Here is a 12,707-nt window from a genome sequence, read left to right as displayed (position 1 = left end):
TGGGAGGTCATCTGGTTTCATCGGCCTTGCGCAAAGAGCGTTGCAGTTCGGCAACGCCCCGAATTGGGACGATCCCATAAATTGTGGGGGAAGCGTTTCTATGTTGACAACAATAGTCATGTTTTTTATGCGGCATAAATGAGGCGACGCAATGTCGCAACGTTTTCGACCCCACGCCCAGCCAGCCCCTTGAGTTCGCCGCTCAACCAGCAAGCCCGGCCCATGATTTCAAAGGATTGGTCCATGCTCAACCGGCACCGTCGCCTGGCACTTCTGGCTTGCACGACTACACTTGCTCTTTCCGCTGCCACCGGTGCCTTCGCGCAGACCGCGACGACCGAGCAGAAGGCAAACGAACAGAAGACCGAGGCTGCCAAGAAGGGCGAAACCTTCCTGTCGCCAATCGTCGTCAAGGGCGCGCGCACCGGCGATCCCTATGCGAAGGCCGGCCCGGTCAGCGTGGTGACGACCGACCAGATCGATCTTCAATCCGGACTTGAAACCGACGACCTGCTGCGCGGCGTTCCCGGCACGTCCACGGCAAACAACCCGCAGAACCCGGGCGTCGCCGTCAACATTCGCGGTTTCGAAGGCTCCGGCCGCGTCAACATGATGATCGACGGCGTACGACAGAACTTCCGCTTCACCGGTCACGAAGCGCAGGGCTTTGCCTATTTCGATCCGGCATTCCTGTCCGAGATCGATGTAACGCGGGGCGCGGTCAACGGTGTCGGCGGTGGCGCGCTCGCCGGTTCGGTCAACTTCCGGACCTATGACATCGAAGACCTGATCCAGGACGGCAAGAATTACGGCGGCATTGCCTCCGCCACCTACGGCACCAACGGTGCCGGCTGGTCGGAATCGCTGATCGGCGCCTATCGCTTCAACGACATCTTCTCGGTATTGGGCGGTATCAGCAAGGCCGATCCGGGCAACTACGACAATGGCAACGGCGTTCAGGTTCCCTACACCGAGGAAGACCTGCTGTCGGGCATGCTGAAGTTCGAAGTGACCCCGGACAAGGATCATACCTTCAAGTTCAGCGGCATCACCTATGACAACGACTTCTTCGCCAACTCCTACTTCCAGAACGTGAAGAACCAGACGCTGGCGGCGAGCTATTCCTATACGCCCGACAACGAGCTCATCGATTTCCGCGCCAATGCCTATTGGAACCGGCTGAAGATGAAGTACGACACCGATGTGAACGGTGCCGGTACGGCCGCCGGTCGCCGCATCACCGATACCGGCAAGGGCTTCGACATCTCCAACACCTCGCTGTTCGATCTCGGCGAAGTGGCGGTCAAGGCCAACTACGGCGTCGAGTATTTCCGTGACGACTACGACGTCATCAACAGCACGGCGCGGCCGGGCGCTGGCGTCAACGGCAGTGGCACCAATGCCACGACGGGCGTCTTCAGCAACACGACCTTCACCTATGGCATCGTCGACCTGACGGCCGGCCTGCGGTGGGACCACTACAGCCTCGACGGCTCGGGCGCTGTCGTTGCTGGCAACCCGATTGGACTTCCGGCAGGCCCTTATTCGGTCGACAAGTCCGACGGCCGCCTCAACCCGAGCGTCACGCTGGCACTCAACCCGACCGACTGGTTCCAGCCCTACGTGACCTACGCCGAGACCTCGCGCTCGCCGACCGTCAACGAAACCTTTGCCGGTGGTACACATCCGGGTCCGAGCGGTCAGTCCTTCTTCCCCAACCCGTTCCTGGAGCCTGAAACCTCCAAGGGCTGGGAAGTCGGCGCCAACTTCTCCTTCGACGGCCTGCTCGATTCCAGCGACAGCCTGCGCGTGAAGGCCAATTACTTCCACAACAGGATCGACAACTACATCACTGCAGTCCTGCTCAACGGTGGCCGACAGATCTTCTTCGCCAACAACCCTGGCACCTCGACGGTTCAGGGTTTCGAATTGCAGGCGGCCTATGATGCAGGCTTCGTGTTCGGCGACCTCGCCTATACCTATACCGACAGCAAGCTGCCATCGCAGGTCAACGGGTTTGGCGTGCAGAGCTATCTGCCGGACAACATTGTCAGCGCCACGCTCGGCGCGCGTTTCCTCGAAGATCAGCGCCTGACGGTCGGCACGCGTTTCTACGCCGTATCCAGCGCTGACGTTGGTGCGATCAACCGCACACCGCCGACCGTTCCGGGTTACGGCCTGGTCGATATCTTCGCCAACTACAAGTTCGAGAATGGCTTCGAGGTGACGGGAACGGTGACGAACCTGTTCGACAAGGCCTATACCCCGTCGTCAAGCACCATTGCCGGCAGCACGATCGACACCGGTCGCGGCCGCACCTTCCTGGTCACCGCGAAGGCCAAGTTCTGATCGATCGCGGACACGCTCCAGTCGAAAGGGCGGTCCTTGTGGCCGCCTTTTCTTTCGCCTTTGCGGTGCCGCTTTTTCCCGCTTGCGCAAGGGCGCAACCCGCGCTAACACTTTCGCCCATGACAAATGCACGCAACATTTCGATCTGGTGGTGGGCTCGCTAAGGCGGCCTTGACCAGTCATGCGTGATTGAGACACCAAGCCGCCCGGAGATTTCGAGGCGGCTTTTTTGTATTCTGGCCGCATGGGAAAACCGGGCATTTACGGAGCGAGACGAATGGCAACGGCAATTCTCGAAGACGGCGCGGAAAGCTATACCACCAGGGGCGGCATCGTCGTTACCCGCAGGCGGCGCGAGGCCTCCTATGCGGATGCGATATCCAGCTATGTCGACAGGCTGGATGAGCGCCGCGGCGCGGTGTTTTCGTCCAACTACGAATATCCCGGCCGCTACACCCGCTGGGATACCGCCGTCGTCGACCCGCCGCTCGGCATTTCCTCCTTCGGCCGCTCGCTCTGGATCGAAGCCTATAACGGTCGCGGCGAAGTGCTGCTGTCGATCATCGCAGACCATCTGAAGACGGTTGCCGACATCACGCTCGTCTCGTCGACGACAACTCGTCTCGACCTGACGATCAACGCACCCGACCGCGTCTTCACCGAGGAAGAACGCTCGAAGATGCCGACGGTCTTTACCGTGCTGCGGGCCGTCACCAATCTCTTTCATTCGGCAGAGGATGCAAATCTCGGGCTCTACGGCGCCTTCGGTTATGACCTTGCCTTCCAGTTCGATGCGATCGAGCTGAAGCTGAAGCGCCCGGACGACCAGCGCGACATGGTGCTGTTCCTGCCCGACGAAATCCTGGTCGTCGACCACTACGCCGCCAAGGCCTGGATCGACCGTTACGATTTTGCCAAGGACGGCGCTTCGACCAAAGGCAAGACGGAAGAGATCGCAAGCGAACCCTTCCAGACTGTCGACAGCATTCCGCCGCACGGCGACCATCGCCCCGGCGAATATGCCGAACTCGTCGTCAAGGCCAAGGAGAGCTTCCGCCGCGGCGACCTCTTCGAGGTTGTGCCCGGCCAGAAATTCTTCGAGCGCTGCGACAGCAAGCCGTCGGAAATCTCCAACCGGTTGAAGGCGATCAACCCGTCGCCCTATTCCTTCTTCATCAATCTGGGAAACCAGGAATATCTGGTCGGAGCCTCGCCGGAAATGTTCGTGCGCGTCTCCGGTCGCCGCATCGAGACCTGCCCGATCTCGGGCACGATCAAGCGTGGCGACGACCCGATCGCCGACAGCGAGCAGATCCTGAAGCTCCTGAACTCCAAGAAGGACGAATCCGAGCTGACCATGTGCTCGGACGTCGACCGCAACGACAAGAGCCGTGTGTGCGTGCCCGGGTCGGTCAAGGTCATCGGTCGCCGCCAGATCGAGATGTATTCGCGCCTGATCCACACGGTCGACCACATCGAGGGTCGCCTGCGCGACGACATGGACGCCTTCGACGGCTTCTTGAGCCACGCCTGGGCCGTAACGGTGACCGGCGCGCCGAAACTCTGGGCGATGCGCTTCATCGAGAGCCACGAGAAGAGCCCGCGCGCATGGTATGGTGGCGCCATCGGCATGGTCGGCTTCAACGGCGACATGAACACCGGTCTGACGCTGCGCACTATCCGCATCAAGGATGGCATTGCCGAGGTGAGGGCGGGCGCGACGCTGCTTTACGATTCAAATCCGGAAGAAGAAGAAGCCGAAACCGAACTGAAGGCCTCTGCCATGATTGCAGCCATTCGTGACGCGAAATCCGCCAATGCCGGCAAGGCCGGCCGCGACGTCGCGGCCGTCGGTGCTGGCGTCAACATCCTGCTCGTCGATCACGAAGACAGCTTCGTGCACACGCTGGCGAATTACTTCCGCCAGACGGGCGCGACGGTGACGACGGTGCGCACGCCGGTGGCCGAGGAAATCTTCGACCGGGTGAAACCGGATCTCGTCGTGCTTTCGCCAGGTCCGGGCAATCCGAAAGATTTCGATTGCAAGGCGACGATCAAGAAGGCGCGCGCCCGCGACCTGCCGATCTTCGGCGTCTGCCTCGGCCTACAGGCACTGGCCGAGGCCTATGGCGGCGACCTGCGTCAGCTGGCGATCCCGATGCACGGCAAGCCTTCGCGCATCCGCGTGCTGGAGCCCGGCATCGTCTTTTCCGGCCTCGGCAAGGAAGTGACCGTCGGTCGCTACCACTCGATCTTTGCCGATCCGTCGAGCCTGCCGCGCGATTTCATGATCACCGCCGAAAGCGAAGATGGCACGATCATGGGCATCGAGCATACCAAGGAGCCGGTTGCGGCCGTTCAGTTCCACCCGGAATCGATCATGACGCTCGGCGGCGATGCCGGCATGCGCATGATCGAAAACGTGGTGGCGCACCTGGCCAAGCGGGCGAAGGTCAAGGCTGCTTAAAGATCCATTGCAGACAGTCGGCGCCGCCTCCTTGACCAGGGGGCGGCGTTTTTCGTTTGCTATTTTGCCAGCGTCTTCACAGGACGCTTGGCGCATCAGGAATTTGACAGCGGTCGGCAAACAGCCGCTCACTGAGGAAATCGACGAAGACGCGGACCTTCGGCGACAGATGCCGGTTCGATGGCCAGAGAAGATGGAACTGGCCGGGCGCATCGAGATGGGCATCGAGCACGGTCTTGAGCGTGCCATCGCCAAGCGGTCCGCGCGCCAGAAAGTCGGGCATGCAGCCGATACCGAGGCCGCTGATCACCGCGCCACGCAGGGCCTCCATATTGTTGCAGGTCAGAACCGTCTGCATCGGCGGCAAGGTGACGGGACCCTGTATAACGATCGGCCAGTCCTGTAGCTTGCGGCTGTTGGGAAACCGGAACCGGATTGCCCGGTGGCCGTCGAGATCCCGCGGGCATTCAGGGATGCCGCGGTCGGCGAGGTAGGACGGTGCGGCACACAGCAGCAGCCGAAACGGCCTGAGCGCTCGCGACATCAGCCGGGAGTCGGGCAGGTCGCCGCTGCGAATGGCGACATCGACCTCCTCATCGATCAAGTCGACGATTCGATCGTTGAAGTCGAGGTCGAGTTCGACCTCGGGGTAACGCTCGACGAATTCAGGAAGCACTGGCAACAGCAGGTGATAGCTGACGATCGGAACGCTGACGCGCAGGCGCCCGCGCGGGGCGGCAACAGCCTGGGCGAGCGATGCCTCGGCATCGTCTAGATCGTCAAGCACCCGGCGGCAGCGCTCGTGAAACAACCGGCCTTCGTCCGTCAGCCGGAGGCTTCTGGTCGAGCGTTGAAAGAGGCGGACACCGAGCTGCTTCTCAAGTCCCGTCACCGCCTTGCCGATGGCCGAAGCAGAGAGGCCGAGCACGCGACCGGCAGCGACAAAACTGCCGAGGTCGGCGGTTCGCACAAAGGCCGTCAGTCCGCTCAAGCGATCCATCGTCTCTCCTATTCGAGCGTTCTGTTCCGCCATGCCCGGAACATCGGCGGCATTTTCCGCTCATTGTGTCCAATCTATCCTGATCAAGTCAATCGATAGTCACTGACGTAGACCATTTGGCCGGCCCACCTTGCGTGCGCAGGCAGGTCTTTCCTTTGCTCGAACACAGCGGACTGACAGATATGAGAGAAAACACCAGGAGTAGGGGTAACGCCGAACGGTTGTGCGTTCTTGTGGCGGTCTGCTGTGCCGCAGCCGCGATGCCGCTGACCTTCACCGGACCGGCCGTCGCGCTGCCCGCAATCAGCCGGACGCTGGGTGGAAGCCCGCTGGCGCTGAATTGGGTCACCAACGCCTTCATGCTGACCTTCGGCAGCACTTTAATGGCCGCAGGCGCGCTTGCCGATGCCTATGGCCGCAAGCGCATGTTCCTTGGCGGGCTTGCAGCCTTCGGGCTATTCTCGCTCGGCCTCGCCTTTGCCGGCGACATCGTCTGGTTCGATGGTCTGAGAGCCCTGCAGGGTGTCGGCGCCGCAGCCGCCTTTTCCGGCGGAATGGCATCGCTGGCGCAGGAATTTGAAGAGGGCGAGCGGCTGCGGGCGTTCAGTATCGTCGGTGCGAGTTTCGGCGTGGGCCTCGCCTTCGGCCCGATCGCGTCCGGCCTCGTGGTCGAGGCATTCGGCTGGCCGGCGATCTTTCTGCTCGTTGTTGCACTTGCGGTCTTTGCCCTTGTGCTCGGTGGCATCTTTTTGAGGGAAACACGCGATCCGAATGCCGGGGGGCTCGATTGGAAGGGGGCGGCAACATTCACACTCGCGCTGGCGTTCCTGACCTTCGGCATCCTGCAGATGCCTGAGGCCGGTTGGAGCGATCCGCTTGTCCTGGCAGTGTTGGCCGCCGCTGCCGTCTTCTTCTTCATCTTCTACCGGATCGAGCGCTCCGTGGCACAGCCGATGCTGGATCTTTCGCTGTTCAGATACCCTCGCTTTGTTGGCGTACAGTTGCTGGCCGCAGCGCCTGCCTATGGTTTCGTCGTGCTGCTTATTCTCCTGCCTGTGCGGTTTATCGGTATCGAAGGCGCAAGCGAAATCGACGGGGGGCGGATGATGATTGCGTTGTCGGCGCCGCTTCTCGTCCTGCCGATCGCCGCGGGTCTGTTGACGCGCTGGTTCGCGCCGGCAGCCATCTGCGGGACCGGCCTGCTGGTGTCGGCGGCCGGCCTTGCCTGGCTCGGCCAGTTTCCGGTGGGGACCCAGCCGGCGCTGTTGGTCGCGCCCTTGATCACCATCGGTATCGGCATCAGCCTGCCCTGGGGCCTGATGGACGGTCTTGCCGTCAGCGTCGTGCCGAAGGAGCGCGCTGGCATGGCGACAGGCATCTTCAGCACCACCCGCGTTGCCGGTGAAGGGGTCGCGCTTGCGGTGGTGACGGCGCTTCTGTCGGCCTTTACGCAGATGAACCTGGCTTCGGCGGCGGGCGCCAACGCCGCCGGTATCGCCCAAAGGCTCGTCACCGGCAACGTGGCTGCGGCCGCCAGCGTCGTGCCGTCGATCGAGCGCGTTGTCCTGTTTCAGGCCTATGGCGATGCGTTCGGCGCGTTGCTCTGGCTGTTGACGGCCATTACCGCGGCAACGGCCGTGATCGTCTTTCTGTACCTTGGCAAGGGCACGGACGTTGTGGAAAGTGCCGCCGAGGACCCTGATCTGGTGCCGAGCACAGCCATGGACCCGTAGAAGATGCGCACTGTCCGATCAAACCTTTGACAAGCCGCCATCGATGGCACATATGTCTGCCATCAACCGCCTGCGCGAAATTCGCGCGGGCGGTTTTGCGTTTCAATGGGCTTGCGTTTGCAACTCGTTTGCATCTGCATGAGGAATGATGAAGATGTCCGTATCCGATAACAGAACCGTCCTCAGGCTTGCCTTCTGGGGCATTCCGCTTGCTTTGGGCGTCATGGGCCTGAAGATGTTGGCGTGGTGGGTGACCGGCTCCGTCGCGCTTCTGTCCGACGGCCTTGAATCGACCGTCAATGTGATTGCGGCCGTCATCGCCTATGCCATGATCGGATATGCTGCCAAGCCGGCGGATGCCGGGCACCCTTTCGGCCATCACAAGGCGGAGTATATCTCCGCCGTTATCGAGGGCGTGCTGATCGTCGTTGCCGCGCTGCTGATCGTCTGGGAAGCGGTTCCCGCTATGATGGCGCCGGTCCTTCTCGATGCGCCCGTCCTCGGGCTCGCGATCAACTTTGTCGCCGGCGTCATCAATGCTATCTGGGCCTATGTGCTGATCCGCGCCGGCCGGCAATATCGCTCGCCTGCGCTCAGCGCCGACGGGCATCATATCCTGTCGGACGTCGTCACCTCGATCGGCGTGTTGATCGGCCTTGTTCTTGCCATTGCCACCGGCTACGCGATCCTCGATCCGCTGCTTGCCGTCATCGTTGCCTGCAACATTCTGTTCCAGGGCTGGATTGTCATCTCACGCTCGATCGACGGGCTGATGGACAGAGCCGTGCCGGATGAGGAAGAGGAGGCGATCAAGCAGGCGATTGCCGCCAATGCCAAGGGTTCGCTTGGCGTGCACGACTTGAAGACTCGCCAGGCTGGCGCGGTGATCTTTGTGGATTTCCATATGGTCGTGCCGGAAAAGATGGCGGTCGGAGAGGCGCATGATATCTGCGACCGCATTGAGGACGCGATCCGGGCCGTTCATCCCGGCGCCAAGATCGCCATTCATGTGGAGCCGGAAGGCGAAACGGCGCACGGTGTGCGCGTAAAGGTAAGTGGAGTACGGAAATGAGCCAGACTGACGTATCCGGCCTGTCGCAACTGGGCGCGAAGGTCGATCTGCCGCAAAGCCCCGATCAAGCGGTGCTTGAGCGGGTGCCGAGCGGCAATCGTGGCGCGGATTTCCTGGTGCGGTTCACCGCGCCGGAATTCACTTCGCTCTGCCCGATGACCGGACAGCCGGATTTTGCCCATATCGTCATCGATTACGTCCCGGATGAGTGGCTGGTGGAATCGAAGTCGCTGAAGCTTTTCCTGCATTCCTTCCGCAACCACGGCGCCTTTCACGAGGATTGCACCATCGACATCGCCAACCGGCTGGTGACGCTGTTGTCGCCGCGCTGGCTGCGCATTGGCGCCTATTGGTATCCGCGCGGCGGCATCCCGATCGACGTGTTCTGGCAGACCGGCAAGCCGCCCGAAGGGCTGTGGCTGCCCGATCAGGGCGTGCCGACCTATCGCGGACGGGGATAAGAAATGGCGGGCCTGGCCCGCCATTTTCATTTTGCCTCTCGTCGCGATCGTCAGCCGAAGATCAGGGCCGTTCCGGCCAGCGCCGTAATCCCGCCGAGCACGCGCGCCAGCGTGCCGCCGCCCGAGAGGCGGCCAAGCATCACGCCAAGGCCTATGCCGGCTGCGTGCAGGGCGGCAGTTGCGATCATGAAGCCGATGGCGAAGGAAAGGGCGCCGGCGCTGCCGAGTTCGCCGCCATGGGCATGGCCGTGGAAGAGCGCAAAGAGGCCGACGACGGTAGCTGAACCGGCCGCATCGAGGCGCACGGCCATGGCCACCAGCAGGCCCAGTGCGACGACAGAGGCGAGAATCGCGGGCTCGACGAACGGAAGGTCGATGCCGGCGGTTGCCAGCGCGAAACCGACCGCCATCATGGCGACGAAGGCTGTCGGCACCACCCACAGCGCGCGGCCGCCGATCTGGGCGGCCCAGAGCCCGACGGCGACCATGACCAGGATATGGTCGAGGCCGAAGAGCGGATGCGAGAAACCGGCGGCAAACGAGCCGTGCTCTTGCGGGTTGAGGTGTGCGAAGGCGGGTGCTGCGGATGCCATCAGCGCCGCCGCCGCAATCAGGATGCGTTTGTTCATGCTTGTCCCCATGGATCGACAGGGCCTGGGAGGTAAGCCCCGTTCTTGCTGTTCGTTGACGCGCTGATCTTATTACCGCTTGTTCGGCTGTCCATACGGCATTTGGCGGTGGCCGTGTTTACCATAGGCACATTCCGGAATGCCGCTTTGTCGCCCCTTCGGTTTGTTGCATTGTCTTCGCGGTCGAGTCGCATTATCTGACTTTGACAAAGAAATTTATTGGACGCCGGAGAATCATCGATGAGCGACGAGGAAGACAAGAACACCGAACTGCCCTTGGGCAAGGAAACGGAGGCGAACCTTTTCAAGTCGCGCTCGATTTTCATCTACGGCACGATCACCCAGGAACTGGCGCAGAAGGTGTGCTCGCAGCTCGTGGCACTTGCCTCGGCCAGCGATGACGATATCCGTCTCTTCGTCAGCTCGCCGGGCGGCCACGTCGAATCCGGCGACAGCATTCACGACATGATCAAGTTCGTGAAGCCGAAGGTCTGGACGATCGGCACCGGCTGGGTCGCTTCCGCCGGCGCGCTGATCTATGTCGGCGTTCCCAAGGAGCGTCGCCTTTGCCTGCCGAACACCCGCTTCCTGCTTCACCAACCGTCTGGTGGCACCCGCGGCATGGCGTCCGACATCGAAATCCAGGCGCGCGAAATCATCAAGATGAACGAGCGCCTGAACAAGATCTTCTCCGAAGCGACCGGCCAGACGGTCGAAAAGATCGCCAAGGACACCGAACGCGACTACTGGCTGTCGGCTGAAGAGGCCAAGAGCTACGGCCTCGTTTCGCGCATCATCACCTCGGTTTCGGATATCTGAGACCGATACTCGCCGGAAGCGGCGGGCTGAATTGGAAAAGGGCATCGGTTGTCGCGCCGGTGCCCTTTTTGTTTTGCGGGGCGGCGGATTGAAGCGCCCGTGGAGCTGCTCCATGTTTCCTGAATCCACGCCTTGCTCCGTTTCGGCAAGCCGTGTATAGGCTTTGGCATGACCAAGGCCAGGGCATATCGGATCGCTACGATCTCTGCCGCACACGATGACAATCGTGCGCCGCTGCGCGCCTTCGCCTCGCTTCTTCTTCTCGGCCTTACTCGCGGTTGCCGGGTTCGCTGAGGAGCGCCCGGCGGCCGAAAAGCCATGCCGGCAGATGCTCCTCGAATCCCATAGAGTTTTAGGACAAAGGCGCGCCCGCCGCGGCATTTGCCATCGCAATCCGATCCCCGATCGGTTATGGCAAAGCGGCCAGAGCGCTCAGTGATGAAGAGAAGCTGCAATGATCCAGAAATCCCATTCCATCAAGAACGGCATGCCGGAAGCGGCGGTCAAGTATCAGCCTTATCCGCAGGTCGCGCTGACTGATCGCACCTGGCCGTCGAAGACGATTACCAAGGCGCCGATCTGGTGCTCGGTCGACCTGCGTGACGGCAACCAGTCGCTCGTCGACCCGATGGGCCATGACCGCAAGGCGCGCATGTTCCAGCTGTTGCTCGACATGGGCTTCAAGGAAATCGAGATCGGCTTTCCTTCGGCCTCGCAGACGGACTTCGACTTTGCTCGCTGGTGCATCGAAGAGGGGAATGTGGCGCAAGACGTTTCGCTGCAGGTGCTGGTGCAGTGCCGGCCGGAGCTGATCACCCGGACTTTCGAAGCACTGCAGGGCGCTCACAAGCCGATCGTACATTTCTACAACTCCACCAGCGAGCTGCAGCGCCGTGTGGTGTTTGCCAAGGATGTTGCGGGCATCAAGCAGATCGCGACCGATGCGGCCAAGATGATCACCGACATGGCGGCCAAGGCCGGCGGCGGCTATCGTTTCGAATATTCGCCGGAGAGCTTCACCGGCACCGAGCTGGAAGTGGCGCTGGAGATCTGCAACGCCGTCACCGAAATCGTTAAGCCGACGCCTGACAACAAGCTGATCCTCAACCTGCCGTCGACGGTTGAGATGGCGACGCCGAACATCTATGCCGACCAGATCGAATGGATGTGCCGTAACCTCGACAATCGCGAGAGCCTGATCATTTCGCTGCATCCGCACAATGACCGCGGCACGGGCATCGCGGCGACGGAGCTTGGCCTGATGGCCGGCGCCGACCGCGTCGAAGGCACGCTGTTCGGCAATGGCGAGCGCACGGGCAATGTGGACGTCGTGACGCTGGCCTTGAACATGTTCACCCAGGGCGTGGACCCCAACCTGGATTGCTCCGACATCGAGCGGATCAAGGAAGTCTACGAATATTCCAACCAGATGGTGATCCCTGAGCGCCACCCTTACGTCGGCGAGCTGGTCTATACCGCGTTTTCCGGCTCGCACCAGGATGCGATCAACAAGGGCATGAAGGCGATCAAGACCGCCAACAAGCCGCAGTGGGAAGTGCCTTACCTGCCGATCGATCCGCGCGACGTCGGTCGCTCCTACGAGGCGATCATCCGCATCAACTCGCAGTCGGGCAAGGGCGGCATTGCCTACATCCTGCAGGAAGACTACGGCATCAACCTGCCGCGCAATCTGCAGGTCGAGTTCCGTGAAGATATCCAGCGCATCACCGACGAGGAAGGCAAGGAGCTGCCCTCCAAGCGGATCCATGAACGCTTTATCGAGCGTTATGTCGACCAGCCCGGCGCGCGCATAAAATTCGTCGATCACCACACCTATCCGGTCGGCGAGCACAAGGGCGTGCGCGTGGTTGCAGCCGAGATCACCGACAATGGCGAGACGAAGCGCATCGAGGGCAAGGGCACCGGTCCGATCGATGGTTTCATCAATGCGCTGTCGATCTACCTCGGTATCGACCTCTCGGTCGCCGACTATTCCGAACATTCGCTGCAGCACGGCTCGAACGCCGCCGCCATCGCCTATGTCGAGATGGAGCACCCGGGCGGAAAACTGTTCGGTGCCGGTATCAACACCAATATCGTCGCCGCTTCGCTGGAAGCGATCGTTTCAGCCGCCAACCGCGTGCTGGACATGAAAAACGCCTGATCAACAAAACGCC

Annotated in this window: 10 protein-coding genes; 8 read left to right on the top strand and 2 right to left on the bottom strand. The window is 61.6% G+C overall.

All coding sequences use genetic code 11. From position 1 onward, the window contains the following. Window positions 1-243: 243 nt before the first annotated feature. The 3 genes from HT585_RS11515 to HT585_RS11510 all read left to right on the top strand — a co-directional run bounded on the left by HT585_RS11515 (window position 244) and on the right by HT585_RS11510 (window position 4,816). Complete coding sequence (locus HT585_RS11515) at window positions 244-2,349, top strand: TonB-dependent receptor domain-containing protein (RefSeq protein ID WP_176353004.1); 2,106 nt, start codon at window positions 244-246, stop codon at window positions 2,347-2,349. Window positions 2,350-2,468: 119 nt separating this feature from the next. Further along, complete coding sequence (gene trpLE / locus HT585_RS31585) at window positions 2,469-2,513, top strand: trpE operon leader peptide TrpLE (protein WP_178385073.1); 45 nt, start codon at window positions 2,469-2,471, stop codon at window positions 2,511-2,513. Between the two features lie 113 nt (window positions 2,514-2,626). Next, the gene (locus HT585_RS11510; RefSeq protein WP_176353003.1) at window positions 2,627-4,816 is read left to right on the top strand and encodes an anthranilate synthase; all 2,190 of its coding nucleotides are present in this window, start codon (window positions 2,627-2,629) and stop codon (window positions 4,814-4,816) included. 76 nt (window positions 4,817-4,892) lie between these two features. Here HT585_RS11510 and HT585_RS11505 read toward each other — a convergent pair whose 3' ends face one another. Further along, on the bottom strand, window positions 4,893-5,816 hold the full coding sequence (locus HT585_RS11505; protein WP_176353002.1) for a LysR family transcriptional regulator: 924 nt from the start codon (window positions 5,814-5,816) through the stop codon (window positions 4,893-4,895). Between the two features lie 182 nt (window positions 5,817-5,998). On the opposite strand from HT585_RS11505, the gene HT585_RS11500 reads away from it, so the two are divergent. The 3 genes from HT585_RS11500 to queF all read left to right on the top strand — a co-directional run bounded on the left by HT585_RS11500 (window position 5,999) and on the right by queF (window position 9,082). Further along, entirely contained in the window at window positions 5,999-7,549 is a 1,551-nt protein-coding gene (locus HT585_RS11500; protein ID WP_176353001.1) for an MFS transporter, read from the top strand. Window positions 7,550-7,703: 154 nt separating this feature from the next. Further along, a complete protein-coding gene (locus tag HT585_RS11495; RefSeq protein ID WP_176353000.1) occupies window positions 7,704-8,621 on the top strand; it encodes a cation diffusion facilitator family transporter in 918 nt (305 codons plus the stop codon). Further along, window positions 8,618-9,082 (top strand): preQ(1) synthase, encoded by a 465-nt coding sequence (queF, locus tag HT585_RS11490; protein ID WP_176352999.1) that lies wholly within the window; start codon window positions 8,618-8,620, stop codon window positions 9,080-9,082. Before HT585_RS11495 ends, queF begins: the two co-directional genes overlap by 4 nt. Before the next feature lie 50 nt (window positions 9,083-9,132). On the opposite strand, the gene HT585_RS11485 is transcribed toward queF, so the two are convergent. Next, window positions 9,133-9,711: a HupE/UreJ family protein gene (locus HT585_RS11485; protein ID WP_176352998.1), complete on the bottom strand. Its 579-nt coding sequence runs from the start codon at window positions 9,709-9,711 to the stop codon at window positions 9,133-9,135. A 240-nt stretch (window positions 9,712-9,951) separates the two neighbouring features. Here HT585_RS11485 and HT585_RS11480 point away from each other — a divergent pair, with 240 nt between their 5' ends. Continuing rightward, window positions 9,952-10,530 carry an ATP-dependent Clp protease proteolytic subunit gene (locus tag HT585_RS11480; protein ID WP_176352997.1) on the top strand — a complete coding sequence of 193 codons (579 nt, stop codon included), beginning with the start codon at window positions 9,952-9,954 and terminating at the stop codon, window positions 10,528-10,530. Between the two features lie 454 nt (window positions 10,531-10,984). Further along, window positions 10,985-12,694, top strand: a complete 1,710-nt coding sequence (leuA, locus tag HT585_RS11475; RefSeq protein WP_176352996.1) for a 2-isopropylmalate synthase — start codon at window positions 10,985-10,987, stop codon at window positions 12,692-12,694. Window positions 12,695-12,707: the final 13 nt, after the last annotated feature.

It is taken from the genome of Ensifer oleiphilus, from assembly GCF_013371465.1.
GTDB lineage: Bacteria > Pseudomonadota > Alphaproteobacteria > Rhizobiales > Rhizobiaceae > Ensifer > Ensifer oleiphilus.
This window is presented reverse-complemented; position numbering and strand designations above follow the sequence as displayed.

Coding starts and splice junctions, on each gene's coding strand:
- HT585_RS11515 (WP_176353004.1), top strand. CDS start 244: ATGCTCAACCGGCACCGTCGCCTGGCACTTCTGGCTTGCACGACTACA.
- HT585_RS11510 (WP_176353003.1), top strand. CDS start 2,627: ATGGCAACGGCAATTCTCGAAGACGGCGCGGAAAGCTATACCACCAGG.
- HT585_RS11505 (WP_176353002.1), bottom strand. CDS start 5,816: ATGGATCGCTTGAGCGGACTGACGGCCTTTGTGCGAACCGCCGACCTC.
- HT585_RS11500 (WP_176353001.1), top strand. CDS start 5,999: ATGAGAGAAAACACCAGGAGTAGGGGTAACGCCGAACGGTTGTGCGTT.
- HT585_RS11495 (WP_176353000.1), top strand. CDS start 7,704: ATGTCCGTATCCGATAACAGAACCGTCCTCAGGCTTGCCTTCTGGGGC.
- queF (WP_176352999.1), top strand. CDS start 8,618: ATGAGCCAGACTGACGTATCCGGCCTGTCGCAACTGGGCGCGAAGGTC.
- HT585_RS11485 (WP_176352998.1), bottom strand. CDS start 9,711: ATGAACAAACGCATCCTGATTGCGGCGGCGGCGCTGATGGCATCCGCA.
- HT585_RS11480 (WP_176352997.1), top strand. CDS start 9,952: ATGAGCGACGAGGAAGACAAGAACACCGAACTGCCCTTGGGCAAGGAA.
- leuA (WP_176352996.1), top strand. CDS start 10,985: ATGATCCAGAAATCCCATTCCATCAAGAACGGCATGCCGGAAGCGGCG.